This is a genomic window from Paraburkholderia sp. BL23I1N1 (genome assembly GCF_003610295.1).
Lineage (GTDB): Bacteria > Pseudomonadota > Gammaproteobacteria > Burkholderiales > Burkholderiaceae > Paraburkholderia.
The window spans coordinates 4,157,632-4,182,369 of the sequence record NZ_RAPV01000001.1; the positions used below are offsets into that span (position 1 = coordinate 4,157,632).

The following is a 24,738-nucleotide window of genomic DNA, read 5'->3' on the forward strand; positions in this document are numbered from 1 at the left end:
GTTGGGGAAACTGGCATGCAGCTTGAAGTAGCGGACGTTGCATTTCATCAGCGGCTTGGACGTCTGGTCGAAAAGCTCGACGACAAACAGTTCTGGCATGCGCTGATCGACCTGTTGCGTAAAGTGGTCCACTTTGACAACTGGGTGGTGATGATCTTCTGGCCCAACGGGAAACCCCAGTTGATCGCCGAGATCCAGGCGCGCACGCCGCACGACGAACTGTTCAAAGGGTATTTGAATGGCGTCTATTTGCTCGACCCGTTCTATCAATTCAGTCTGGGCGCGATCAGCCCGGGCGTGTATTGCCTCGACGAAGTGGCGCCCGATCATTTCCGTGAAACCGAATATTTTCGCCGCTATTTTTCGGTGAACGTGCTGGAAGATGAGGTGCAGTTTCTGGCGCCACTGCCGGCGGGCGGAACGCTGTCGGTGTCGATGGGCAGCGAACGCCGCTTTAGCTCGACAGAAATCGGAACCCTTTGTCTTTACGGCTCATGGTTACTACCGTTGATGTCCCATGCCCTGTCGGCACAGACTGCCGTGCTCGTGCCGCCGGTGAGTTCACCCGCGGGAAGTGACCGTCGCCTTCACTTCGAACAGGCGTTGCGCAAGCGGTCCAATGCGTCCTTGACTAATCGGGAAATTGAAATCGCGCTGATGATTCTTGCCGGTCATTCAACTAAAAATATGGCAAGGCTACTTGGGGTGTCGCCTGCGACAGCCAAGGTTCATCGGCGCAATCTTTATAGGAAGCTGGATATCTCGTCCCAGGCGACGCTATTTCTGCTCATCATGGATGAAGAGCCGGAGGCAAGCTGAGGCGACCGGGCCTGATCGACGATCCCAGGAACGACGCGTCTGAGCCAACCGTCCCAATTGTTCACCGTAGTGGTCTGATGTCTTGTGTCAAATCGATCGAAATGCCTAGTTTACTCAAGCGCTCGCCCAATCTGCCGTTAAACGTGTCATCGTACAACGTTGGATTGGGAACGCGGCATGCGAAACGTATCGGTTCGAAACAGTCTTCTGGGTGTATTGCTGATTTTTGCCGCGATGATTTTGCTGGGTGGGGTGGTCGGAATCACCTCGCTCAGTCGCTCGACTAGCAATCTCGCGCGCATCCATCAGATTGCGACTCAGGAAATTCTCGTCAACGACGGATACAAGGATTCCACCCGTACCCGCGCCGCGTTGACGCGAGCCTACTCGGCCCTGAAGGAGCGCAACGACGAGGCAACGCGAGACTCGGCGTTGAAAAGCGCGGGGACGACGCTGGACCGGGCGGCTACCGAAACAGAGTCGTTTCGCAGTGCGGCGTCATTTCTTGGCCAGAACGACGAGTTGAAGCGGCAACTGATCGAATCGTCGGTCAATCTTGCAACGATCCTGAAGAAAGCCGCCGATGCGCTGCGTGCCGGCGATACGAACGCTTACGCCGCGATCAACGATCACGACATTACGGCGGCGGGTGTGGCGTATTCGGTGAACGTCGAGAAATTCCAGAGCATCGCGAACACGCTCTCGACCGATGCCATCGCGCAGGCGGATCGCGAATATACGTGGGTCGTCAGCCTGGTCGCTGTCGGGGTGGGCGGTGCGCTTCTGCTGATCGTCGCCACCCATTTCGCGCTGCGGCGCATCGTGACGGCGCCGCTGAAGAACGCCGCCAGCCTGCTCGATCGAATCGCGGCGAACGATCTGACGGCGAGTATTCCGGAGGCGAGCGGTAACGAGATCGGTCAGTTGTTCGCGGCGATGGAACGGATGCAGCGTGGTTTGTCCCAGACCGTGGCGAACGTGCGCAATAGTTGCGAGGCTATTTACAGCGGGGCGCGGGAGATCGCCGCCGGCAATCTCGATCTGTCGAGCCGCACGGAGCAGCAGTCCGCGGCGCTGGAAGAAACGGCAGCCAGCATGGAACAACTGACGTCGACCGTCAAACAGAATGCGGACAACGCGCAGCAGGCAAGTACACAGGCGTCGAATGCGGCCGATGTCGCGCAGGGTGGCGGCGAAGTCGTGGAGCGCGCTATCCAGACGATGAGCGCAATCAGTCAAAGCTCGCGCAAGATCGCCGAGATCACTGGGCTGATCGACAGTATTGCGTTTCAGACCAATATCCTTGCGTTGAACGCGGCGGTCGAGTCGGCGAGGGCGGGCGAGCAGGGGCGTGGCTTCGCCGTGGTCGCCAGCGAGGTGCGCAGTCTCGCGCTGCGCAGCGCGGATGCCGCGCGCGAGATCAAGGTGTTGATCGGCGCGTCGGTGGAGGACGTCGCGAACGGCAATAGCCTGGTCACCCAGGCGGGGCAGTCGATGAAAGACATTGTCGGCGCGGTGCGCAGCGTGGCCACCATCATGAATGAAATCAAGGCAGCGACGATCGAGCAGAGCGCCGGCATCGAGCAGGTCGGGCAGGCCGTGACGCAGATGGACCAGGTCACCCAGCAGAATGCAGCGCTCGTCGAAGAGGCCGCCGCTGCCGCGAGCGCGCTCGAGCAGCGGGCGCAGTCAATGACGGATGCCGTCTCGGCATTTCGTCTCGCCAGGTAGTGTTCACTACGTGCGATCGGGGCGAGGCGCCGATCGCACGGTCGATTTTCAGGCGAACCCACGGCGTCGTTCGACGCCTTGTCGCGTGCGTTTGCGTTGGACCATTCCAATCATTTTTCATCGGAGTATGAGCATGAACGTTAAAGGCATTCTGAGTGCAGGCGTAATCATGTTGGCGGGTGCTGCCGTGCCTTGCATCTCGCAGGCCGCCACGTACGCCTACGTATCGAATGCCGATAGCCAGGATATTTCGGTCTTCAATCTCGACAAATCGAATGGCTCGATGACGGCCGTGGAGACGGTGGGTGTCGGCGGAACCGTGATGCCGATGTCATTTTCGCCCGACCATCTCCGGCTCTACGCCGGGCTGCGCTCGAAGCCGTATCGCGTGGTGAGCTTCGCAGTCAATCCGCTCGACGGCCGGCTGATTGAACTCGGCAGGGCGCCACTCGCCGACAGCATGGCGTATGTCTCGACGGACGCGACCGGGCGCTACCTCTTTTCAGCGTCGTATGGTGGCAACCTTCTGGCGGTCAACCGGATCGGCGCAGATGGCGTGGCCGGCGACGTGCAGCAGACGATTGGCACCGGCCCCATGGCTCACGCCATCCGGAATGCCCCCGACAACCGCTACGTGTTCGCGTCCGTACTTGGCGCGGATGCCTGGCTGCGTCTGAAGTTCGATGCATCGACCGGACAGTTGACCGAGGACGCCGCGCCCGCGTATTCGTTGCCACCGAAATCGGGACCTCGACACTTCGTGTTCTCGGCGGATCATCGCTTTGCCTACCTGATCGATGAGCTCGATGGCAAGCTGCACGTGCTCGCCTTCGACGGTGCGCGCGACACCGTCAAACCGGTTCAGACGATCTCCATTCTGCCGCCCAATTTTTGGGGCGACAAGCCGTGGGGAGCGGATCTCCACCTGACGCCGGACGGGCGCTTCCTGTATGCGTCGGAGCGCACGTCGAGCACACTCGCGGCGTACAAGATCAGCGCGGCATCGGGCAAGCTGACGCGCATCGGAACGTTCCAGACCGAAAAGCAGCCGCGTGGATTCAATATCGATCCCTCCGGCCAGTACTTGCTCGCGGTGGGTCAGTTGTCGACGAATCTGAGTGCCTATCGCATCGACTGTAAGACGGGCGCCTTGAGTGCGATCGGGCAATATCCGGTCGGCAAGGGGGCGAACTGGGTCGAGATCGTCGAGTTTGACGGAACCGCTGCCCCTTGAAGTTTAGGTCCGGATGATTGTGCCGCGCGTTTGCCTGTTCGACGCTGCCTCGATATCGCCCATAATATCGGTCACGCGCTGTACCACGCGTATGACATCGGTGATCGTGTTGCCGGTCTTTTCAGCGAGCGGCGAGTTGTGCTGATTGAGCCGACTCGCAACCCTTTCAATGGGGTTATTGCTCGCTGGAGTCACGTATTGGGTACGCTATCTACTGCCAGGTCGCATGGAGCTTTGAGGCGCTTATGTCCACGGACGCAGACACAATTACGGATGAACGGGTCGCGGAAATCGCCGACCGCATGATCGAGGAAGGCCGGAAAGTGAGCCCGGTGACCATTTTGCCGGAGATCCCCGGCGGGTCGATTGTTGCCATTGCGGCAGCCTTGCAACGCTGGCGCGAAGCGCGACAGCCTGTCATGCCCCACGTGCAGGTCCATGCCGCCTTGCCGGAGCACATTTCCGAAACCATGATGAGCGCCGCGGATCGGCTCTGGATGGCCGCCCAGGGCGAAGCTGACCGGGCGGTCAGTCAGCACCTGAGCGTCTTGAACCAGCAAATCGATAGTGCTCGCGCGGAACGGGACGAGGCGCTTGCCGAGTTTCAAAAGACGCTGGCGGAAGTCGAAACCGGCCGTGAGCAGCATCTTGCCTTGACGAATGCGCTGAGCGCCTCCGAGGATACGGCGACACGTCTCGCGGCGGAACTCGCGACAGCGACTGGCCGAGCCGAGGCTGGCGAGGCGCGAGCGGATGAACTGGCGCAGCGTGTCGCGGTGGAAGAGGCCGCGCTGGCCCACACGAAGGCCGAACTCGACGAGGAACGTCACGCGCGTGGCGAGTTGGCCGCTGCTGTTTCCAGCCAGAACGACCAGATCGCCCAGATGAAGCAGGAACTCGACGAGGCGCGGCAGGAGGTCATCTCGCTGGGCTATGACTGTCAGGCGAAGTCGGCCGAAGCGGATCGGGCGTTGCAGGATGCCAGCGAAGCGTTATCGCGCGCAGATGCCGCGACGGCACTGGCGAGCGAGAGTGTCGCGCGGGTCGCCGGGTTGGAGGCTGAACGGGATGAGGCGCGCGCTATGCTCGAAGCAGAGAGGCAGACGAGTGCAGCACGTCGTGAAGAAGCCGCGATTCAGTTTGATGAATTGCAGCACGTCAGCCGTGAACTGGTGGCGACGCGAGAGCTGATCGGTGCTGTGACGGAGGCGCAAGCGGCTGTGAGCGCTGAACTGGCTCAGGTTTCGCAGGACGCGTCCGCAGCGACGGAGCGGGCAGAGGCCGCCGAACAGCATGCGGCGACGTTGGGCCAGCGCCTCGCGGAAGTCGAGCAGGCGAAGTCGGCCGAAGCGGAACGATGGTCGGAAGAATTGAACGCGGCTTCATCGCGTGCAGACGCCGCCACGGCGCAGGTGAACGAGAGCCTTGCGCGGGTCGCCGCGATTCAGGCTGAACGGGATGAGGCGCGCGTTACGCTCGAAGCGGAACGTCAGGCAAGTGCGGCGCGGATCGAAGAAGCGGCGATTCAGTTTGATGAATTGCAGCGCGTCGGTCGTGAATTGGCGGCGGCGCGGGAGCAGGTCAACGCCATGACGGTGGCGAATGCGGCTGTGAGTGCTGAGCTGACGCAGGCCTCGCAGAACGCGTCTGCCATGAATGCCGAACTGAGCCGGGTCTCCCAAGACGCATCTGTGGCAAAGGAGCGGGCAGAGGTTGCCGAACAGCATGCGACGATGTTGGGGCAGCGCCTCGCAGAAGTCGAACAGGCGAAGTCGGCCGAAGCGGAACGGTGGTCGCAGGAATCCAGTGCGGCGTCATCGCGCGCGGAAGCTGCTACGGCGCAGGCGAACGAGAGCCTCGCGCGGATCGCCGCGATTGAGGCTGAACTGAATGAGGCGCGCACTGCGCTTGCAGCGGAGCGCCAGACAAGCGCAGCGCGGAGCGAGGAAGCGTCAACTCAGCGCGACGAACTGCAGCGCGTCGGTCGGGAACTTGAGGAGGCGCGGACTGCGCTCGAAGCAGAGCGCCGGACGAGCGCCATGCGGGGCGAGGAAGTGTCGACTCGGCACGATGAACTGCAAGGCGTCGTACGTAAGCTTGAAGCGGCGAGGGAGCAGATCAGCGTCATGACCGCGGCGAAAACGGCTGCGATCGCCGAACTGGCCCAGGTTTCGCAAGATGCGTCTACCGCGAAGGAACGCGTAGAAGCCGCCGAACAGCATGCGGCGACCTTGGCGCAGCGCCTCGCAGAAGTCGAGAAGGCTCGCGCGGAAGAAGCGCGACGCGGCCATCTACTTGCCAATCAGGCGAGCGATTCTGCGAAGGCGGAGGAGGTTGTCGAGTTGCAACGCCAGATCGCGGCGCAGGCCAAAGCGCATGAGAAGGCCTTTAACGAGCTGCGCACGATTGCTGAACAGTGGGTAGAGCATGCGAAGGACCTGAAGGAACGACTCGGTTCGGCAAACGAAAAGCTATTGTTCATCGACTCGCGCAGCACAGGAGAAGTGGCGCTCATCCGGAAGCTCTCGTCTGAACTTGAGCGGCTTAAGCCCGATAGTGAGTTGATCTCCCGGGACATACAGCAAAAGCTTATTGGTGCGACGATGGCCGAACGACTTTCGCAGAAGGGTTATCGGTATGACCCGACGACGGCGGTTATGTCGAAAGTGGAGCGTTGATTGACGGGTATTACGGATCAAGAGACGGCGTCGTCACTTCGTTGAGCGGAGGCGGCGCATTGCCCGCCTCCAGTTGCGCTTACCCCGCGCTCTGCTCGGTCACATGTTGATGTGACACGGGGGCCGCGACGAATGGTTAATGCTCCACGGGAGCCGGCTTTGGGGCCGCGTCTGCTTCTACGCTCGTCTCGGGTTCGGCTGACGTTTGTTTGCTCAGGCTGGACTTCGTGGCTGCGGGTGTTTCCGTCGTCGCTATTTGTGATGCTTCTGCAAGAAGGCGCGCGGCACGATTGGCAGTGATGCGGCTTTGAGGGACGCCCTTCGCATCGAGCGCAATCACCTGGTACAGCTCACGGTCGCATTCGAGTTCCCGCTGATATTGCTCTGCCGTGTCGACAAGCAATTCAAGCATGGTCCGCTGACGTCGTCTTTCGTCGCTCGTGATGGCAGGATTCCTACACATTGAGGACGCAAGTGTGATCAGCGTGTTGAGTTGGCTCAACTGCCGGTTGCATAGATCGAAGGCCTGCAATGCAAGTTTCTCGTACTGGAGCGCGTCGACAGGCGGGCGCGAAGCGGGTTGAGTTTGTTTTGTAGGTTTGATGCTCATGGTGCGACCTCTCTGGTACTTCTTGGATCGCCCGATACTCACTCGCTTGGGTGGTGGTGAGCGGGCACGTGGCGGGTTTGGAAGACCGGTGTTCTAACGAGCCGGCGAGCCTTGCGGCTCCCCCACCACAGCCCGCCCATTCCAAGCGCGGATTCGAACAGTTGATTCGTCATGGTTGCTTTGTCTTGCGTGGCTGGTTGCCGCATTCTGCCGCAACCAGCCACGGCTCAGCCTATCAATTCTGGGCGCCTCAAGGATTCGCTTCGCCGGCCTTACGTCCGTCCTTGACCCGCCAAACCTACCCACTCAAAATTCAAAAGAGGCTAAAAAGTCAGGCTACCTCACACCTGCAGCGGTAGCCCCGTGATTGTTGTACAGAATCACCTTTCCACTTTTGACATCCGGCGAACGAGGCGCAGTCAAAATGTTTTGATCGTAGCTCTCTACGCTGCAGACGAGGCACGCGATGCCAATCAGCAAGCTGGCGGAGTAAACGAGAGAGACGCGCGGCTGTCCCAGAAGTAGGATCCGCGATCGCGCCGCACAAGGGCCGAATATGCACCGCAACCACTGCGTTGCCGCCGACGTGGCAGTGCGACACCGATGGCACGAAAACCGAATTGTTCAAGGGCGACTACGTACATAAGCGCCATTGCACACTCTACGGAGATTCGCTGAATTGCGTGCCTGTTACGGGTGATAGACTCCGCTGCACGCCTCAGCGCGTTGCTAACCGAACAACAACGTCGCCATCAATTCGGAGCCATCGCATGATCAATGAACGACATACGATCACCCGTGCCAGCCCGTTGTCCGCAGACGGGCTGTGGATCCCCGAGGGTCCGGGTAAGTGGTCGCGGCCGCTGCGCTTCCTGAAAGATGATCGCGGCTGGGTGGAACTGATGCGTCTGGCGCCAGGCATCAAGCTTGGCCTGCACCGTCATACCGGCGAAGTGCACGCCTTCAACCTTGAAGGGCAGCGTCGCCTTTGTACTGGCGAAACGGTCGGATCCGGCGACTACGTGCACGAGTCTGCCGGCAACGTCGACTGGTGGGAGGCGGTCGGTGACGAACCACTCGTCGTGATGGTGGTGGTGATGGGCACCGTCGAGTATCTTGGTCACGATGGCGAAACCAAACGCCGTATCACAACCGCCGATCGCCTTGCCGACTATCAGCGCTACTGCAGCGACGCGGGCATCGAGCCGCAGGATCTGCTCGAGCGCTGAGCGCGGCGCCCAGCCTGCAGATGCAGGCGCTCATACTCATCCCGGGATGATCACCGGCGTACGTTCGGCATCGCGTTCGCAGTGGCGGCAGCATTTTTGCAAATAGCAAAGAGGGTATCGCGCAGCCAGCGATGGGCAGGATCAGCATGGAGGCGAGGGTGCCAAATGGCCGACACCTTGATCTCGGGCGTTCGTACCGGGAGTTCAAAGAGCTGAACGCCCGCATTACCCGCATGACCGCCCAGCAAGGCACTGCCAAGGCATGAATGCGGGACGAGTCCGAGAAGATCCGAGTGGCGTGCGATCTGCATCGCGTTGGCATAGGTGAGCACGACCATGGCAATGGTCCTGCGTAGACCCAACTGGCCTAACGCATCGTCTACCGGGCCGGAGAATTGCCGTTTGCGCGACACCACCACGTGCTGGTAACTGGCGTAGCGTTTCGCAGTCACCCTTGTCAAAAGAGGATGCCCAGTTCGGCAAATACCCACGAACCGATCACGAAACAGCAACCGCGTCCGCAGTTCCGGCGCGGCCGTTCCGAGTACGCCGACCTCCAGATCAATCATGCCTTCCCGAAGTGGCCGGGCATCCTTGTCAGGCTTCGATACGAAGCGGATACGGACGTGGGGCGCGGTTTGGGTGATCTCCGCCATGAGCGATGCGCCAACCAGTTCGACGAAGCCATCATTCGCACGAATCGTGAACGTCCGCTCCAGTGTGGCAACGTCCAAGGTGTTGTTGGCGGGTTGAAGCACGGCCCTGGCGTTTCGGGCAAGTTCATGGACCTGCTCGCCGAGTTGCTCGGCATACGGTGTCGGAACCAGCGTCCTCCCCGCTAGCACGAGCAGTTGATCACCCGTCGCTATCCGCAGTCTCGAAAGCGTTCTGCTCATGGCAGAGGGGCTCAAGCCGAGTCGGTGCGCTGCCTTGGTTACGCTGCACTCGGCGAGCAATACATCCAGCGCAGTGAGGAGATTCAAGTCCACGTCTTGCATGTCAAGTCGCCCCCTGCATTGACTATTCGTTGATTCCAATGCAATCGATTATTGCATCCCACGCGTCTGGTGCAATGAACTTTTCTCCACCAGAATCGGGGCTGTCCAATCTCAAGGAATCTTGATGAAACACTCAAGTGGCGATAAGGCCCCCACCATTCTGCTCATCGGCGCATCGCGTGGCCTCGGACACGCCATGGCCGCCGAACTCTTGAAAAAGGGATGGAACGCCGTCGGCACCACGCGCCCGATCGAAGGCCGAACTCAACTGCATGACCTGGCCGACGAGAACCCGGGCCGCGTCGAGGTTGAGACCGTCGACATCTGCGAACCGGAGCAGATCGCGGCACTCCGTGCCCGCTTGTCGGGCCGGATGTTCGACATCCTGTTCGTGAACGCCGGCACCGCCAATGCGAATCCGAACGACACCATCGGTGAAGTATCCACCGAGGAGTTCATCCGCGTGATGGTCGCGAATGCACTTGGCCCTATGCGTATGGTCGAGGCGCTGCAGGATCTTGTCCCTCGCGACGGCCTCATCGGCGTCATGTCGTCGGGGCAGGGCAGCATCGCCAACAATACTAACGGTGGGTTTGAAGTCTATCGCGGCAGCAAGTCGGCTCTGAACCAGTACATGCGAAGCTACGCTGCTCGCCATGCAAGTGAGCCACGCGCCTTGGTGCTGATGGCTCCGGGCTGGATTCGCACAGCATTGGGCGGTCCGAACGCGCCGTCCGGCCTTGAGGAAACCATTCCGGACATTGTGAACACGCTGCTTTCGAAGCGGGGAAAGCCAGGCCTTGCGTACCTCGACCGCATGGGCCGCACTGTCCCATGGTGAACGGGGGCTCAGCCCTGCCACGTGAACTCAGCGCAGACTTCTAACCTGGCTCGGCGTGACATTTCCGGTAAATCGATTGCCGAAATGGGTTCTCGTGTAATTGACGACAGCAGCGACCTGATCGTCATTCATCTCGTCGCCAAAGGATGGCATCGCATTTCGGCCGTGCAGTACGTTGACGATGACGTAGGGTGCTGATTCGACTGCCGGGTTGTCAGCGAGCGCCGGGTAGTGACCCGCGCCCTGTGCGCCTTTTCCATCCGGCATATGGCACCCCGCGCAGGAAGCGTTGTAAAGCGCTTCGCCGCTTTTTTCGGTGAAGCGCTCGCCCGGCGAAATCGTGAAGGTGCGTGGTGCGTCCTGTGCCACGGCCTGAGCCGACGCCGTCGCAGCTCCCGACAGCCAGGTCATCAGCCAGGCCATCAGCATCGCGCTGAGGATCAGCGTCGGCCTATCCATTGACGATTCTCCGATGCAAGCGAGTGATCGCATCCAGCGACGACAGCACCGCGCCTTCCTGCCATGCCGGGATATGGGAAGCGTGCTCACCGGCAAGGACAATCCGTCCGTCGATCTGACAGAGATTCGCGTAGTGCGCGTTTCTCAACTCATCTGTCCATGCGGCGAAGCAGCCATTCGTGAACGGCGATCGGCTCCAGCTCATCGCGAAGCCGTTCTGGTACTCACGCGCGTACTGCGGATGAATCTGGCTGCCCTGGCTCAATGCCAACGCGATCCGTTCGGCAGGGGGCAGCGCACCCATCTCATAGCTGGCGGGCCCCCACATGTAGGCGCCGAGCAGCACCGCAGGACCGGTCGATCCGTAACCCGTTGCCGGATAGCCGATCGTTGAGATCGGCAGGTCCGTATGCGTGATGCCGCCGTAGATCTGCTCGTCTTCTTCCCAGAATCGCCGGCCGAATTGCAACCCGACTTTCACCGATGTCTCGTAGGGCACCGCATCGATCGCGGCGCGCATGTCGGGGCCGACCGCAATGTCGATCTGACTCAGAATCGAAAGCGGGATGGTGCACACCAGCCAATCCGCGTGCGCATTCCGTTCGGTTCGGCTGGCCGTATCCGTATAGCGCACTGTGACGCCTTGCTCGTCCTGCATGATGGCCGTGACTCTGGCGTTGAACACTACGGCGCTTGCGACCTGCGAATAAAGCGCATGGGCAATCCTGTCCATGCCGCCGACGGGCTGGAAAATGGTGCTCTGGAAGTCCTGCTCGCTTCCAGACGAGAGCCATTGCCACAAACTCGATGCAAGCAAGGGGTCGCGCGGGAGCAGATTCGACGGCACGGCCTTGGGCATCAGCCCACCGCCATGCGCGGTCGCGAATCCGCGGCGCTCACTGCTTCGCCAGCCCGCCTCATAGCGGCCATCCGGATCGAGCGCACCCCATTGGCGCAGGGAGTCAAGCAGCAGATGCGCATCTTCGACTGACAACGCATCATCGAGTGCGTCCTTGCGGATTGCTTTGGAAAGCAGCTCGGCGATATAGCCTTGATAGTCGGTCTGTACCGTCCGGAATCGTTGCGGCTTGCCGCCGAAAGCCTCCGTCGAATGCAGGTATGCGTTGTAATTGACCTGAATGAACGGCTCGAGCGGCACCTTCAGGCGGTTTTGCGTAGTCGAGTACGCCCTGGTGGTGATACGGAATGCGCCACGGCCCCGGGTTCAGATAAAGCCCGTCAGCGAAATCGCAGTATTGGGTGGCGCCGCCGAGCTCGGTATAACGATCACCGCCCCTGACGGTCCAGGCCCGACCACCTGCACGGTTGTTGTACTCGAGCACCTGCACGTGGTACCCCGCGTTCCTCAACTCAAAGGCGGCGACGAGGCCAGCCATGCCCGCGCCGAGCACGAGAACTCGCGTTCCTTTGGGCGCGCCATCGAGTCTGACCGGTCCGGCGTAAGTCGAGGTAGCGGCGAACCCCAACGTGCCCATGCCTTGCATCATGGCAGCCGCGCCGAGGTTCTTGCCGATCAGCGCCAGAAGGTGCCGGCGGCTCATCGCATTGGTGGTCATTCTCGACATAAGGACGTGGTGCCCCGACTGGAGAGAAACGTGATCACCACACGATTCGCGTTTTTGGAAGCGCCGCTTTGAGATCGTCGACGTTCCTGGCCTGGGTGCCATAGAGAACGAGCTCTCGCAGGCCAGTGAGCCCTTTCAGCGCATCGACGTCCTGGACAGGGGTGTTCGCAAGGTAGAGTTCCTGCAAACCGGTCAAACCTCGCAGTGGATCGATGCTTCGAACCCTGGTGCGAAAGAGATTGAGCATTCGCAGGCTTTTCAGGTCTGTCAGCGCCTCGATGTTCTCGACCCGTGTGTCGGCGAGATTGAGCCTTTGCAGACGGGTGAGCCCCTTCAATGCATCGATGTTCGTCACTTGCGTGCGAGCGAGCACCAGCGTGTCCAGCTGGAGCATGCCCTGCGCCGCGTCGATATCATCGACCTTCGAGCCGTCCAGCACGAGCGTCCTGAGCGAGGACATTCCTTTTAGTGCGTCGATGTCTCGCAGCGGCGTGTTCGCCAGATAGAGCGCTTGCAGACCGCCGAGTTTTTTCAACTCACTGATACTGTCGATCTGGGTTTCGTTGAGGTCGAGCGTCTGCAAGGAAGCGAGCTGGCTGAGCGCGTCGATGTTCCGGACGTTTCTCGCGCCCCCGAGTTTGAGCGTTTCCAGATGAGGCAAATTTTCGAGCGGATTGAGATCGCGAACCTGTGTATCCCGCAGGTCGAGGTCGCGCAGATCGCCCAGATTCTTGAGCGCGTCGAGATTCGAGACGCGGGTATCCCAGAGGTTCAGCGATTGCAGACCGGTCAGTCCTTTTAGCGCGACGATATTTTCGACTTCGGTGCGATGGAGCACGAGCCTTTTCAGCGAGTGCATGTCCTTCAGGGCGTCGATGTTCCAGACGGGCGTGTCCGTCAGGTCAAGCGATTCCAGATCGTCCAGTCCCTTCAGCGAATCGAGGTTATCGATCTGGGTGCCGGCCAGATTCAGTTCGATCTTGCGGTCGGAATTCTTTAGATGTGGCAGGGCGGCCGCGACCTGAGATGCCGTCATTGTCGGTTTCGCCCGCAACGCCAGGCATTCCGAGTCGGGCGTGGCTGTCGACGCGCCGCTGTCGCTGCAGGTGCCTTTGATGAATCCCAGTTCGCTCAGCGCCCGTTCATCCGGGCTCTTGCGGAACGGGTTGAAGATCAGCAGCACAATGCCGAGCAACAACACGATTGCGCCGCCGATGCCCCACGGCTTGATGATTCGCGGCAAGGACGGGTTCGGACCTTCGGCGGTTGAGTTCGTGGTTTCGGGCACGGCGGGCTCTCGTAGTACAGGCTTCCTCCTTTATACACGAAGAGCGGGGCGCATTCCGCCCAGGGAGGATCAGCTTCTGCTTGTCCGGATATCTATATCGTTCGGATACCTACCTATAAAATTATCGAACCCCATTATGCTGGGCTTCGCCGGTTCAGGTGGGATTCGAATGGAAACTAGGGACGGTTCGACCGCTGTACCGTCGTGCTGTCTGATGTATTGGTGCCGGATGGCGTGCAGGCAGAGCGTCTAGAAATGTATAGCGCGGCACTGCTATTCAGCGGTGGCATAAAAGAGATGCTGGCTGCGATCGGCAAATTAACGAAAAGAGGCCATAAAAAAGGTCTATTCGTGATGCGAAGGCACGCACATGATCGATAGAATTTCGTTACGCATCGTCGCGCGTCCGAACCCTGTCGGATCGCTTTCTCACATCGGATTTCCGGTTAATTCAGCATGACACGGCTTGCACGGCACTACGTTCCAGAACAACCGCAGCACGTTATCTTGCAGGGGCTCACGGGGCCCGTATTCCTGGACGAAGGAGACTACCTGTACTTCCTCGCCTGCCTGGCAGACGCAGCGCGCGTCGCCGATCTGGCAGTACACGCGTGGGTTCTCATGCCTGACGCGGTACAGTTCCTCGTCACGCCTTCATACGAATCGAGCGTGGCCATGGCGATGCAGGCAGTCGGCCGTCGCTACGTCGAGACCTTCAACCGCCGCCATGGACGGCGCGGTTCGGTGTGGCGTGGCGGTTACTGCGCAACAGTGATTGAGCCCGACCGGTATTTCCTGTTCGCGAGCCAGGTGATCGATCATGCGCCAGTGCGCAACCGCCTTGTGGCAGAGTCAGGAAACTACCCGTGGTCTAGCTTCACGCATCACATCGGGCTGCGTGTCGATAGCTTCATCAAAGACCATCCACTCTACCGGACGCTCGGCAATACGCCGTTCGAGCGCCATCAGGCATACCGCGATTTGAGCGCACAGCCCCTTGACGAACTCGAGGTCAATAACCTGATGCAGTCGACGCTCAAGGGCTGGGTGCTCGGCAGCGCCGCGTATTGCGAGTGGGCGGCGCAGACAGCCAACCGGCGTTTGATGCCCCTGCTGCTGCGCGACCGGCCGTCCAAGGTTCGCACGGCACGCGACCTCGCACACGTGGGCTAATCACAAGCCACGCGAAACAAGCCTACACTTATCCATGACCGGTGCTACCTAAAAACCGGCCTCTACGCCAGGTCAAAATTCGATCGACGTGGACAGTCATGCTCGTCAGGCAGTCGGCCATTGCGGTCACCCACACGATCGCAACCCGTACTCGACGAATGGCCATTGCTTCCGAGCCAAACCGCTCATTCCGGACAAAGGAGAAGCCATGGAAGAATTCGCAAATACCGCCGTCTTGTTCATCGCAGGCTTTGGCCCGATTGTTCGTGAAGCGGGGGCAAGCCGCAAGCTGTACAGTCAGACCTTCGGTATCCCCTTCAAGGAGAAGAAAGGCGGTTACCTTCATACGGAGGCGCTGAACGGTGCAAACAGTTTCGCCCTGTGGCCACTCTCTGAGGCAGCGCAGTCCTGCTTCGGAAGGGATTCGTGGCCTGGTGACGTTCCTGTCCCGCAAGCCTGGATTGAGTTTGACGTTGACATCGTCGAAACGGCTACGGCAGAGCTTGAGTCTCATGGGTATCGAATGCTGGTCAGGAACAAGAAAGAGCCTTGGGGTCAGACTGTCAGCCGGTTCATCGGGCCGGAAGGGCTATTGGTAGGAATCACCTTTACCCCATGGTTGCGAGAAGAGAAATAATGCTGGCCGCAATCAGGAGCGGGAGCACTGCAAAGAAGTGTGGTTCCTTCGTCGGTATGGCGAAGCACTTGTCGATCGACACGGCTCGCTTCGACACGGCAACGCCCGCCCTATGCGGGCGTTGCCGTGTCGGAACCCTCTTCCGCCGCCCAGAAATTCATTTGCTACACGTGATCGACAAGCAAATCTGTTTGGCGCCGCAATGGTCAAGACGGGCGATCCCGGGTTTTTTCCGCGAAGTACGCAATAGATTGACGTGAACGGTTTCCGGAGGCACGCAATGCAGGAAGAAACAATACGCGAAGCCCTGAACGCGCACTGGCAGGCGTCGGCGGCTGGCGATCTCGACGCCGAACACGATATTTACGACGACGACGCCGTCTGCGACTATCCCCAGTCAGGTGAGCGAATCATCGGACGAAATAATCTGCAGGCGCTGCGGAGCCATCACCCAGATAAGCCATCAGGTTTTGATGTCAGGCGAATTCAGGGAGAAGGCAATCTCTGGATCACGGAATACAGCATCGCCTATCAGGGGCGAGCGGCTTACACGGTAAGCATTATGGAATTCTGCAACGGCAAGGTCATTCACGAGACCCAGTATTTTTCGGATCCCTTTGAAGCACCGGGTTGGCGGAGTCAGTGGGTTCAGCAGATCGCGTGACGCCGCCGTTCCGGCAAAGGCGTTTGTCGGTCACGCAAAAAACTCAAGGCTATTTCGCCAGGCTAATTAAAGCGAACGCTCAATCGCCTGCCCGAGCAGTTCCAGCCCCAGGTCGATCTCATCCTCGCCGACAGTCAACGGAGGCGCGATCCGGAACACGCCGCCCATACCGGGCAACTGCACGATGTTCATGCTGAGCCCCAGGTTCATGCACTCACGGGTGATCTTTGCGCCAAGCCCGTCCGCCGGCTCCTTCGTATGGCGGTCCTTGACGATCTCCATGCCCAGAAGCAGCCCTCGTCCGCGAATGTCGCCGATGCATTCAAAGCGTTCCATCAGATCGAGCAGGCCGCGCCTGAGTCGCTCGCCCATCAGGTTCGCACGCGCAATTAGCCCCTCGCGTTCAACCACATCCAGCACCCGCAGACCGACGGCGGCGGGAAGCGGATCGGACACGTGGGTCGTATAGAACAGGTAACCCAATTCATGGGCCCGCTCCTCGATCTGTGCGGAGGTCACGACTGCCGCGAGCGGCAGACCCGCGCCCAGCGTCTTCGAGAGAGTGAGAATGTCGGGCGTGACGCCATCGTGCTGGCAGGCGAACATCGTGCCCGTGCGCCCGATTCCGGTTTGCGCTTCGTCGAGGATCAGAAGCATGCCGCGCTCCTCACACTTGCGCTTTAGCGTGGCCATGTAGCCTTGCGGCAGTTCGATGATCCCGCCGGAGCTGAGGATCGGCTCCGCAATGAACGCCGCGAGATTGCCGCTGGACTGACGATCGATGAGGTCGAAGGCATAGTCCAGTTCTGCAAGGTAATCGTATTTGCCGTTTCGCTCGAATCGCGGCCGGTACAGGAACGGGGCGGGGATCGCGAAGGAGCCGACGGCTGCCGGACCGACGCCCTTGCGGCCGGCACTGTAGGTGGCGGATGCCGCGCCCCCCGTCATGCCGTGCCAGGACTGCGCAAAACCCACGATTTCATATTTGCCGGTGACCAGCTTCGCCATGCGAATCGCGGCCTCGTTCGACTCCGCGCCCGTACTGAGCAACAGTGCCCGGTCGAGTCCGTCAGGCGTGATGTCGGCTAACCGGGTCGCCAGCTCGACCACCGGTCGCGAAAGCATCCCGCTGAAGAGGTGGTCTAGCTTGCCGGCATATTCGTTAATGACCGACACGATTTCCGGGTGGCTGTGCCCCAGCACGGCGCTCATCTGCCCCGAGGTGAAATCGAGGATCGCGCGGCCATCCGCGTCATAGACGAAGCTACCCTGGGCGCGCTCGATGATCATCGGCTCGAAGGTGCCGCCGTAGCGGATGAGGTGCTGCCTGGCGTTGCGCCAAAAAGTTGCGTCGTTGTTCCGGGACACCTTGCTTCTCCCTGGTTGGCCGCGAGAATAACTTGCAGTCTAGATGGCTCTCTGCTTTCATAGAATCGAATAGTTCTTATGGAAGATAGAAGCGAGCCTAATATCTTGAGTCTTTCACTCGAAATCGATCTGCTGCGCTCCTTTATCGTCGTGGCCGAAGTCCGGGCACTCAGTCGCGCGGCCAACCGGATCGGCCGAACCCAGTCCGCGCTGAGTCAACAGATGAAGCGACTCGAAGAAATCGTCGATCAGCCGCTGTTCCAGCGTACGGGGCGTGGGGTCGTGCTGACGAATCCCGGCGAGCGCCTGTTGATCCACGCCCAGCGCATTCTGCGGCTGCACGACGAGGCGATGGCCGACCTTTCGGGTAAAGGCCTGTCGGGGACGATCCGCTTCGGATGCCCGGATGACTACGCTGCGGTTTTCCTCCCGCATTTGCTGCGTCAGTTCTCAAGCCAGCATCCGCATGCGCTGGTGGAGGTCATTTGCGCTCCCACCCCGCGATTGCTCGAACAACTGGAAATGCATGCGCTGGACCTCGCCATGATCTCGTTGCCGGAAGACGCCCCGGATGACGACATCATTCGCCGCGAGCAACTGGTCTGGGTCGGCTATCCGGGACTGGATTCCGCGCACTTTGACCCGTTGCCGCTGGCGCTTTCCGATCCGGACACGCTCGACCACGTCGCGGCCTGCGAAGCACTGCAACGCGCGGGCAGGGCCTACCGCATCGCCTATGCGAGCAGCAGTCTTGCCGGGCTCACGGCGCTGGTCCGCTCGGGGCAGGCTTTTGCGGTCATCACACAGACTTGCCGTCGCCCCGGATCTCACCCTACTTAACGGCGATCCTGCGCTTCCGCCCTTGCCTTCGATAGGCATCACGCTAAAGTTCGAGCGGGAGCATCCCTCCCATCTGACCACGGTATTCGCGGAACATATCAGGCATACGTTGCCCTTGCTGTGATCGAACAGGCTCAGCAGAGGTCGTTGTACGTTCAGTAGATGCGGCAGGTCACCTCCGTCGCAGGTCGCACAACACTTACTTCACGGCACCCAACGCTAACCCCTTCACCAAAAACCGCTGCAACCACGCAAACACGATCGAAACCGGCAACGTTGCGCAGAGGGTAGCGGCCATCACCAGATGCCATTCGACGACGTACTTGCCAGCGACCATATCGGTAACCTGCACGGTGAGCGTCTTATTCTCCGGCGACCGGATCAACGTATAAACAACCGCAAACTCATTCCACGCGTTGATAAAGGTAAAGATCGCCGTCACAACAATCGCAGGCACGGCCAGCGGCAAGAAAACCTTAAAAACAGCGCGGGTTCTCCCACACCCTTCCAACCACGCCGACTCTTCAAGATCCCGCGGCACCGTCTGAAAGTAAGAAGACAACATCCAGACCGCAAACGCGATATTAAAAGCCGCATAAGAAACGATGACCCCGATCTTGGAGTCAACCAGATTGCCATCCCCGTAAGGAATCATCGCAGCAAGCCGGAACAAGCCAACAACCAGCAAAATCGGCGACAACATCTGGGTCACCAGCAGAAACTGCGAATACAGCCCTTTGCCGCGAAACGGAAACCTGGCCAACGCATAAGCCGCCGGCAAGCTCACCGCCAACGCCAGCGCGGTAGAAAGAAAGCTGATCACGCAGCTATTCCTCAGCGCCACGCCGAAATTGGCCGCAACCCACATGTCCGAAAAATTGCTCCATTGCCAATGTACCGGCAACCATCTTGCCGGATAAACAAAGATCTCAGTCGCCGGCTTCAACGCCGTAAACAACATCACGGCAAACGGAAACAGCACGGCCACAATCAGCGGCGAAAGTGCCAGCCAGCACCACAGCGAGCGCTTCATCTTGACGCTGAGACTCATGACGTCTCTCCTTCTTTCGCAGGCTGTAGGCGCAGATAAGCGATCGAGAAAACGAACAGCATGACGAGCATGATCAGCGACACCGCCGCGGCTTCACCGGGACGTCCCAGCCGGAAACCAAGCTCATAGAGATACGTGACGAGAATATGCGTGCCGTTGTCCGGGCCGCCTTGCGTCATCACCCAGATGATCGGGAAAGAATTGAACACGTAGATCACGTTCAGCAGAATCGTCATGTTGATGAACGGCCGCAACAGGGGCATCGTCAGCTTGCGAAACTGCTGCCACGCGCTGGCGCCATCCATTCGCGCCGCTTCATAAATATCGCCCGGCACCGACGACAACCCGCCGAGCAGAATCGTCACCGTAAATGGAATCGACACCAGAATACCGACGGCGATCTCCACGGGGAATGCGAGTTCCGGCGTCGCGAGCCAATGAATCGGACCGCTGATCAAGCCAAGCCGCTGCAACGTGACGTTGACCATGCCGTAGTCGTCGTTGAAGGCCCAGCGCCACACCACGGCGGTCATGGTCAGCGAGACGGACCACGGCAGCATCACAATCGTGCGCGCCACGCCGCGTCCATAGAAATCCTGATTCAGCACCAGCGCAACCGGCACTGAAATCAGCACCGTGCCACCCACCACGCACACGGTCCAGACAATCGTCCGTTTGGCCGCGGCGAGAAACGAGGGGTCCGTGAAAATCGTATAGAAGTTCTGCAGACCGGTGAAATCGCGGATCGCGCCGAAGCGCGAGACCTCGTGCAGCGATTGCCACACGATGTTGAAAATCGGATAGCTGATGATAAAAAGCGCCAACACCAGACTCGGCGCAATCAGCAACCAGGGCGCCTGAAGGCGCGAAGAAGCGGAACGGCTCATGCGTGCTCGATCGTAAGACGCGTCCACATAAAAACCGCAGGCGCGACGGGATGGGCCGGATAGTGCATTACGTATATGACAACCGAAACGCGCGCCGCCTTCGCAACGGCGGCGCGCGTTTCGTATTCAGCAAATCGCTACGAGACTACGCGATCACTTACCGAGCGACTTGTTCGCTTGCGCGGCCGCGGCATTCAACGCGTCAGCCGGCTTCGCCTTGCCCAGGTAGATCGATTGCATTGCGTCGGTCACAGCCTTCGCGGTGTCTTCCCAACCTGTCACAGTCGGTGCAAAGTGGGCTGTCGGCAGCAGCGCGACAAACGCTTTGGTGTCCGGATCGTTGAACGCCGGATCGGTCGCCTCAGCCTTGGTGGTCGGCAGGAAGCCTTCGGTCGTCGTGAACTCGACACGCGGTTCCTTCGTGAACAGATAGTCGAGGAACTTCCAGGCGGACTTCTTCACCTTCGAGTTCTTGAACATCACGATCGAGTCCGTCACCGCGTAGGTGGCGTGCGTTGTACCCATCGGGATCGGATCGATACCGTACTTCAGGTTCGGCGCTTCCTTCTTGATCTGCTTGGCGAGGAACGGTGCGGAGATCATCATCGCAACGCGGCCCTGCTTGAACAGGTTCTGCACGTCTTCGCGGCTGTAGCCGGTCACGCCAGGCTGCGTCAGGCCGTCGTCGATCATGGTCTTGTACAGCGTGGCGGCCTTGATGCCGGCCGGCGAATTGAACGCCGCCTTGCCGTCCTTGCCGACGACGTCGCCGCCGTTGGTCCACAGTGCGTAGTAATAGTAGACGTCGGTTTCGATTTCCTTGCCTTGCAGACCGAAGCCGGCAATGCCCTGCGCCTTCAGCTTCTTCGACGCGTCGATCACGTCATTCCACGTCTTCGGACCGTCGGGATAGCCGACCTTCGCGAGCAGATCCTTGTTGTAGTAGAGGGCGCGGGCAGAAGCGGCAATCGGCAGGCCGTACACCTTGCCATTGATTTCACCAGGCGCCAGGAACGGACCGATGAAGCGGCCCTTGAAGCTCGCGTCCATGTAGCCGTCGAGCGGTTCGGCAACGTCGTCCTTCACGAAGTCGAGCAGCCAGCGCGTACCGACAATCGCCAGGTCGGCGTTGGCGCCGCCGGAGATGTCCGTTTGCAGTTTCTGTTGCAGCGTGTCCCAGTTCACGTCTTCGATCTTGATCGTCGTGCCGGGATTGGCCTTCTCGAAGTTACGGGCCATCTTTTCGAAGTACGGCGCTGTCGCATCGCTGTAATGCGCGACCGTCACGCGGACCGTGTCGGCGTGAGCCGCGACGGCGATACCTGCAAACGCGAGCGCCACGGCAACTTTGCCTAGCGCGAGGGAAGCACGGGCATGCAACGACATTTCTCTCTCCTGAGTCGATCGGAGTTAGCGCTTTAGCACTGACTCCGGTCCCATCCAACGATGGTGGGGGTGGTCTGCTGCCGTCGCCGGCCGCTTTGGGTTAAATTGTTTGAAAAAATCCTACATGACGCAAAATAGCTTGTCACGTAGGGTCTGCCATATTTTTTCCCAGCGAGTTTTGTGCATAAGATGCTGTAAAGCAGGGGTGTTCTGTGTAACGCGAAGTCACGGATACCCAATCTTCGGGATGACTAGACAACTGTGCGGTGTTGGTTTTGTAGGAAATTTACACGCCAGACCGGCGCTGCAACGAGGTTGAGGAACGAGGGTAGACATGAATCGTGTGGTCCTGGTGACGGGCGCTTGCGGCGGTATCGGCAGCGTCTTGTGTAAGCGCTTTGTGGAGCAGGGCGATACCGTGCTGGCGCTCGATATCGACGCGGTCGCGCTTCACGGATTGGTGGCGCAACTCGGTGCGGCGCATATCACGCCGATCACGGTCGACCTCGGTGACGCTGCCGCAGTGCAGCAGGCGGTTGCCGAGGCGGTGAAGACGCGCGGTCCGGTGGACGTGCTGGTCGCCAACGCGGGGGCCGCCAAAGGTCTGACGCTTGCCACGACGGATGCCGCCAGCTGGCAGCGCGACATTCATCTGAATCTGAACGGCACGTATCACACGGTGGAAGCGGTGCGCGCGTCGATGATCGAACGGCAGAAGGGCGTGCTGGTGCTGATCGGCTCGGTGAACGGCATGGCCGCACTCGGGCATCCGGCGTATAGCGCGGCGAAGGCGGGGCTCATCAGCTATACGAAAGCGCTGGCGATCGAACTGGGGCGCTACGGCATTCGCGCGAACATTGTGTGTCCGGGTACGGTGAAGACGCTGGCGTGGCACGCGCGCGTCGACAAGAATCCGCAGGTCTTCGAGGATCTGAAGAAGTGGTACCCGTTGCGCGACTTTGCGACGCCCGACGATATCGCCGATGCGGTGATGTTCCTCGCGTCGCCGATGGCGCGCGTGATTACCGGCGTCGCATTGCCGGTCGACGGTGGACTGATGGCCGGCAACCGGTTGATGGCGGAAGAACTGACGCTGGAATCGTTTTGAACAGCTTTGAATGGTTTTGACGAGATAGCGCGGCGTGTTCCTTGCTCGATGAAACCGGGCAGCACGACAGCACGACGATGCAGCATGACGATGAGGACAGCATGGCAGCAGTGCAACTGAGCGGCATCTTCAAACGCTATGGCGACACGCAAGTGGTGCACGGCATCGATCTCCACATCAACGACGGCGAGTTCGTCGTGCTGGTCGGCCCGTCGGGTTGTGGCAAAAGCACGTTGATGCGCATGGTGGCGGGGCTCGAAGAAATCAGCGGCGGCGATCTGATGATCGGCGGCACGCGCGCGAATATGCTCCCGCCGCAACAGCGCAATATCTCGATGGTGTTTCAGAGCTACGCGCTCTATCCGCATCTGTCGGTCTACGAAAACATTGCGTTCGGGCCGCGGATTCGCAAGGAATCGTCGGCGAGTTTCAAGCCGCGAATCGAAGCCGCCGCGAAGATGCTGAACCTCAGCGGCTATCTGGATCGCTTGCCGCGTGCGCTCTCGGGCGGTCAACGTCAGCGGGTGGCGATGGGCCGTGCGGTGGTGCGCGAGCCGTCGTTATTTCTGTTCGACGAACCACTCTCCAATCTCGACGCCAAACTCCGCGTGCAGATGCGCACGGAAATCAAGGCGCTGCATCAGCGTCTGAAGAACACGGTGATCTACGTCACGCACGATCAGATCGAAGCGATGACGATGGCCGACCGCATCGTTGTAATGAACGCGGGGCGGATCGAACAGATCGGCCGTCCGCTGGAACTGTACGACCGTCCGGCGAATCTGTTCGTTGCGAGTTTCCTCGGCTCGCCGTCGATGAATTTCGCCGAAGGCGTGTTGATCAATCGTTCGCAAGGGCAGGGCCTCGCATTGAAACTCGACGACGGTGGCGAGATTGTGCTGGAGGGGGTGCCCGCGTCCGCGGTGGTTGGAGCCAATGTCACGCTTGGGGTGCGCCCCGAGCACATCGAGACCATGGCGCCAACGCCGGACGCCACCATGGAAGTCGAAGTGGTCGAGCCGACTGGCGCCGAGACCCATTTGTACGGGAAAATAGGCGGCACCACGTGGTGCGTGACGACTCGTCAGCGCTCGAAAATCGAACCCGGTCAGCGCGTGACGCTGCGCCTGCCGGCCGAGCATATTCATCTGTTCGATACGGAGAGTGGACGCAGGCTGGTCTGAACCGCGTGTTGCCGCTTGAGGCTGATTCAAGCTGTTTGAAGCTGCGACGCGACGCGGATTCATCTAACCCTTAAGGAACACCGGGTGTCCGCACCGAACTTGATTCCCCACATCCGCGGCGCACTGGCCAATTTGCGGCCCGCCGAGCGCAAAGTCGCCGACATGGTGCTGAGCGACGTCGACTTTGCGATGCGCGCGAGCATCACCGAACTTGCGCAGCGCGCGGATGTGTCCGAGCCTTCCGTCACGCGCTTTTGCCGCGCGATCGGTGCGCATGGTCTGCGCGACTTCAAGATGCAATTGGCGCAGAGCGTGGCGGGCGGGGTGCCGTATGCGTCGACGGCGGTTGCGCGTGACGACGATGCGCAGACCTTGATGGAGAAGGTGGGGGAAGCAGCTGTCGATGGGATCACGCACGCGTGTGCTGCGTTGGATCCGGCGGTGTTCGAGAGCGCGGTTGCGGCGTTGTCGAGCGCGGGGCGGGTTTTCTTCTTTGGCGTTGGCTCGGGGTCGGGGCTCGTCGCGCAAGATGCGGCTTTAAGGTTTTTGCGGCTCGATATTGCGGCTACTGCGTTTACCGATGGTCATTTGCAACGGCTTTACGCGGGCCTGATGGAGCCGGGTGATGTGGCGTTTGCGATTTCGCATTCGGGGCGTAGCGTCGAAGTGAACGAAAGCATTCAGATCGCCAAGGAGCGTGGCGCGACGACGATTGCGCTGACTAATGTGGGCTCGCGATTGGCGTGGTTGGTCGATATTCCGTTGCTGCTGCGCGTGCCGAGTCCGATCGATCCAAATACGCCAGGCGTGTCGCGGCTCGTGCATCTGTGCATCATGGACGCACTGGCGATCGGTGTCGCACTGAAGGCGGGGCCGAATACGCTTGAAAAGATGCGGCACGCGAAAGCGCGGCTGTCGTCGAATGAGCCGGAGGCGGCGGGGGATTGACCGGAATGGTTTCCTTGTG

20 protein-coding genes and 2 pseudogenes are annotated in these 24,738 nt (G+C 60.2%); 13 read left to right on the top strand and 9 right to left on the bottom strand.

The genetic code is table 11. The features are described 5' to 3' along the window. Positions 1 to 15 precede the first annotated feature (15 nt). From B0G76_RS19435 to B0G76_RS19450, 4 genes are all read left to right on the top strand, one after another. Positions 16 to 819: a helix-turn-helix transcriptional regulator gene (locus B0G76_RS19435; protein WP_120294016.1), complete on the top strand. Its 804-nt coding sequence runs from the start codon at positions 16 to 18 to the stop codon at positions 817 to 819. A gap of 177 nt (positions 820 to 996) precedes the next feature. Then, entirely contained in the window at positions 997 to 2,550 is a 1,554-nt protein-coding gene (locus B0G76_RS19440; RefSeq protein ID WP_120294017.1) for a methyl-accepting chemotaxis protein, read from the top strand. A 169-nt stretch (positions 2,551 to 2,719) separates the two neighbouring features. Then, complete coding sequence (locus tag B0G76_RS19445) at positions 2,720 to 3,784, top strand: beta-propeller fold lactonase family protein (RefSeq protein ID WP_259460845.1); 1,065 nt, start codon at positions 2,720 to 2,722, stop codon at positions 3,782 to 3,784. Between the two features lie 245 nt (positions 3,785 to 4,029). Then, on the top strand, positions 4,030 to 6,462 hold the full coding sequence (locus B0G76_RS19450) for a DNA-binding protein (protein WP_120294018.1): 2,433 nt from the start codon (positions 4,030 to 4,032) through the stop codon (positions 6,460 to 6,462). Between the two features lie 136 nt (positions 6,463 to 6,598). On the opposite strand, the gene B0G76_RS19455 is transcribed toward B0G76_RS19450, so the two are convergent. Then, a complete protein-coding gene (locus B0G76_RS19455) occupies positions 6,599 to 7,072 on the bottom strand; it encodes a hypothetical protein (RefSeq protein WP_120294019.1) in 474 nt (157 codons plus the stop codon). A gap of 770 nt (positions 7,073 to 7,842) precedes the next feature. Between B0G76_RS19455 and B0G76_RS19460 the strand changes: the two genes are divergently transcribed. Further along, on the top strand, positions 7,843 to 8,301 hold the full coding sequence (locus B0G76_RS19460; protein WP_120294020.1) for a cupin domain-containing protein: 459 nt from the start codon (positions 7,843 to 7,845) through the stop codon (positions 8,299 to 8,301). A 50-nt stretch (positions 8,302 to 8,351) separates the two neighbouring features. Here B0G76_RS19460 and B0G76_RS19465 read toward each other — a convergent pair whose 3' ends face one another. Beyond that, positions 8,352 to 9,299, bottom strand: coding sequence for a LysR family transcriptional regulator (locus B0G76_RS19465; protein WP_120294021.1), 948 nt, complete (start codon positions 9,297 to 9,299; stop codon positions 8,352 to 8,354). Between the two features lie 124 nt (positions 9,300 to 9,423). Between B0G76_RS19465 and B0G76_RS19470 the strand changes: the two genes are divergently transcribed. Then, positions 9,424 to 10,140: an SDR family NAD(P)-dependent oxidoreductase gene (locus tag B0G76_RS19470; RefSeq protein ID WP_120294022.1), complete on the top strand. Its 717-nt coding sequence runs from the start codon at positions 9,424 to 9,426 to the stop codon at positions 10,138 to 10,140. A gap of 27 nt (positions 10,141 to 10,167) precedes the next feature. On the opposite strand, the gene B0G76_RS19475 is transcribed toward B0G76_RS19470, so the two are convergent. From B0G76_RS19475 to B0G76_RS19485, 3 genes and pseudogenes are all read right to left on the bottom strand, one after another. After that, positions 10,168 to 10,563 carry a cytochrome c gene (locus tag B0G76_RS19475; RefSeq protein ID WP_259460640.1) on the bottom strand — a complete coding sequence of 132 codons (396 nt, stop codon included), beginning with the start codon at positions 10,561 to 10,563 and terminating at the stop codon, positions 10,168 to 10,170. A 28-nt stretch (positions 10,564 to 10,591) separates the two neighbouring features. Further along, a pseudogene (locus B0G76_RS19480) lies at positions 10,592 to 12,185 on the bottom strand (flavin monoamine oxidase family protein). Between the two features lie 34 nt (positions 12,186 to 12,219). Further along, on the bottom strand, positions 12,220 to 13,473 hold the full coding sequence (locus tag B0G76_RS19485; protein ID WP_120294024.1) for a leucine-rich repeat domain-containing protein: 1,254 nt from the start codon (positions 13,471 to 13,473) through the stop codon (positions 12,220 to 12,222). A 456-nt stretch (positions 13,474 to 13,929) separates the two neighbouring features. On the opposite strand from B0G76_RS19485, the gene B0G76_RS19490 reads away from it, so the two are divergent. The 3 genes from B0G76_RS19490 (at position 13,930) to B0G76_RS19500 (ending at position 15,947) form a co-directional block, all read left to right on the top strand. Beyond that, the gene (locus B0G76_RS19490) at positions 13,930 to 14,646 is read left to right on the top strand and encodes a transposase (RefSeq protein ID WP_120294025.1); all 717 of its coding nucleotides are present in this window, start codon (positions 13,930 to 13,932) and stop codon (positions 14,644 to 14,646) included. Positions 14,647 to 14,854: 208 nt separating this feature from the next. Then, positions 14,855 to 15,283, top strand: coding sequence for a VOC family protein (locus B0G76_RS19495; protein ID WP_120294026.1), 429 nt, complete (start codon positions 14,855 to 14,857; stop codon positions 15,281 to 15,283). Between the two features lie 280 nt (positions 15,284 to 15,563). Continuing rightward, positions 15,564 to 15,947, top strand: a complete 384-nt coding sequence (locus tag B0G76_RS19500; protein ID WP_120294027.1) for a nuclear transport factor 2 family protein — start codon at positions 15,564 to 15,566, stop codon at positions 15,945 to 15,947. 66 nt (positions 15,948 to 16,013) lie between these two features. On the opposite strand, the gene B0G76_RS19505 is transcribed toward B0G76_RS19500, so the two are convergent. Further along, positions 16,014 to 17,315 (bottom strand): aspartate aminotransferase family protein, encoded by a 1,302-nt coding sequence (locus tag B0G76_RS19505; RefSeq protein WP_120294028.1) that lies wholly within the window; start codon positions 17,313 to 17,315, stop codon positions 16,014 to 16,016. A gap of 78 nt (positions 17,316 to 17,393) precedes the next feature. Between B0G76_RS19505 and B0G76_RS19510 the strand changes: the two are divergent. Then, positions 17,394 to 18,279, top strand: a pseudogene (locus B0G76_RS19510) (LysR substrate-binding domain-containing protein). A 75-nt stretch (positions 18,280 to 18,354) separates the two neighbouring features. Here the strand turns inward: B0G76_RS19510 and B0G76_RS19515 are convergent. The 3 genes from B0G76_RS19515 to B0G76_RS19525 all read right to left on the bottom strand — a co-directional run bounded on the left by B0G76_RS19515 (position 18,355) and on the right by B0G76_RS19525 (position 21,479). Next, on the bottom strand, positions 18,355 to 19,206 hold the full coding sequence (locus tag B0G76_RS19515) for a carbohydrate ABC transporter permease (RefSeq protein ID WP_097395558.1): 852 nt from the start codon (positions 19,204 to 19,206) through the stop codon (positions 18,355 to 18,357). Continuing rightward, positions 19,203 to 20,093, bottom strand: coding sequence for a carbohydrate ABC transporter permease (locus B0G76_RS19520; protein ID WP_120294029.1), 891 nt, complete (start codon positions 20,091 to 20,093; stop codon positions 19,203 to 19,205). The genes B0G76_RS19515 and B0G76_RS19520 overlap by 4 nt, the downstream gene beginning before the upstream one ends. Before the next feature lie 153 nt (positions 20,094 to 20,246). Then, positions 20,247 to 21,479 (bottom strand): ABC transporter substrate-binding protein, encoded by a 1,233-nt coding sequence (locus B0G76_RS19525; RefSeq protein WP_120294030.1) that lies wholly within the window; start codon positions 21,477 to 21,479, stop codon positions 20,247 to 20,249. A gap of 334 nt (positions 21,480 to 21,813) precedes the next feature. Here B0G76_RS19525 and B0G76_RS19530 point away from each other — a divergent pair, with 334 nt between their 5' ends. From B0G76_RS19530 to B0G76_RS19540, 3 genes are all read left to right on the top strand, one after another. Then, positions 21,814 to 22,587, top strand: coding sequence for an SDR family oxidoreductase (locus B0G76_RS19530; protein ID WP_120294031.1), 774 nt, complete (start codon positions 21,814 to 21,816; stop codon positions 22,585 to 22,587). A 101-nt stretch (positions 22,588 to 22,688) separates the two neighbouring features. Continuing rightward, a complete protein-coding gene (locus B0G76_RS19535; RefSeq protein WP_120296555.1) occupies positions 22,689 to 23,771 on the top strand; it encodes an ABC transporter ATP-binding protein in 1,083 nt (360 codons plus the stop codon). A gap of 84 nt (positions 23,772 to 23,855) precedes the next feature. Further along, positions 23,856 to 24,719, top strand: coding sequence for a MurR/RpiR family transcriptional regulator (locus B0G76_RS19540; protein WP_120294032.1), 864 nt, complete (start codon positions 23,856 to 23,858; stop codon positions 24,717 to 24,719). The last annotated feature ends 19 nt before the right edge of the window (positions 24,720 to 24,738 follow it).

Excerpts from the sequence above, each read along its gene's own strand:
- B0G76_RS19535 (WP_120296555.1), top strand. The coding sequence starts at position 22,689 with ATGGCAGCAGTGCAACTGAGCGGCATCTTCAAACGCTATGGCGACACG.
- B0G76_RS19445 (WP_259460845.1), top strand. The coding sequence starts at position 2,720 with ATGTTGGCGGGTGCTGCCGTGCCTTGCATCTCGCAGGCCGCCACGTAC.
- B0G76_RS19525 (WP_120294030.1), bottom strand. The coding sequence starts at position 21,479 with ATGTCGTTGCATGCCCGTGCTTCCCTCGCGCTAGGCAAAGTTGCCGTG.
- B0G76_RS19490 (WP_120294025.1), top strand. The coding sequence starts at position 13,930 with ATGACACGGCTTGCACGGCACTACGTTCCAGAACAACCGCAGCACGTT.
- B0G76_RS19500 (WP_120294027.1), top strand. The coding sequence starts at position 15,564 with ATGCAGGAAGAAACAATACGCGAAGCCCTGAACGCGCACTGGCAGGCG.
- B0G76_RS19515 (WP_097395558.1), bottom strand. The coding sequence starts at position 19,206 with ATGAGTCTCAGCGTCAAGATGAAGCGCTCGCTGTGGTGCTGGCTGGCA.
- B0G76_RS19450 (WP_120294018.1), top strand. The coding sequence starts at position 4,030 with ATGTCCACGGACGCAGACACAATTACGGATGAACGGGTCGCGGAAATC.
- B0G76_RS19455 (WP_120294019.1), bottom strand. The coding sequence starts at position 7,072 with ATGAGCATCAAACCTACAAAACAAACTCAACCCGCTTCGCGCCCGCCT.
- B0G76_RS19530 (WP_120294031.1), top strand. The coding sequence starts at position 21,814 with ATGAATCGTGTGGTCCTGGTGACGGGCGCTTGCGGCGGTATCGGCAGC.
- B0G76_RS19470 (WP_120294022.1), top strand. The coding sequence starts at position 9,424 with ATGAAACACTCAAGTGGCGATAAGGCCCCCACCATTCTGCTCATCGGC.
- B0G76_RS19465 (WP_120294021.1), bottom strand. The coding sequence starts at position 9,299 with ATGCAAGACGTGGACTTGAATCTCCTCACTGCGCTGGATGTATTGCTC.
- B0G76_RS19440 (WP_120294017.1), top strand. The coding sequence starts at position 997 with ATGCGAAACGTATCGGTTCGAAACAGTCTTCTGGGTGTATTGCTGATT.
- B0G76_RS19460 (WP_120294020.1), top strand. The coding sequence starts at position 7,843 with ATGATCAATGAACGACATACGATCACCCGTGCCAGCCCGTTGTCCGCA.
- B0G76_RS19520 (WP_120294029.1), bottom strand. The coding sequence starts at position 20,093 with ATGAGCCGTTCCGCTTCTTCGCGCCTTCAGGCGCCCTGGTTGCTGATT.
- B0G76_RS19435 (WP_120294016.1), top strand. The coding sequence starts at position 16 with ATGCAGCTTGAAGTAGCGGACGTTGCATTTCATCAGCGGCTTGGACGT.
- B0G76_RS19475 (WP_259460640.1), bottom strand. The coding sequence starts at position 10,563 with ATGGCCTGGCTGATGACCTGGCTGTCGGGAGCTGCGACGGCGTCGGCT.
- B0G76_RS19495 (WP_120294026.1), top strand. The coding sequence starts at position 14,855 with ATGGAAGAATTCGCAAATACCGCCGTCTTGTTCATCGCAGGCTTTGGC.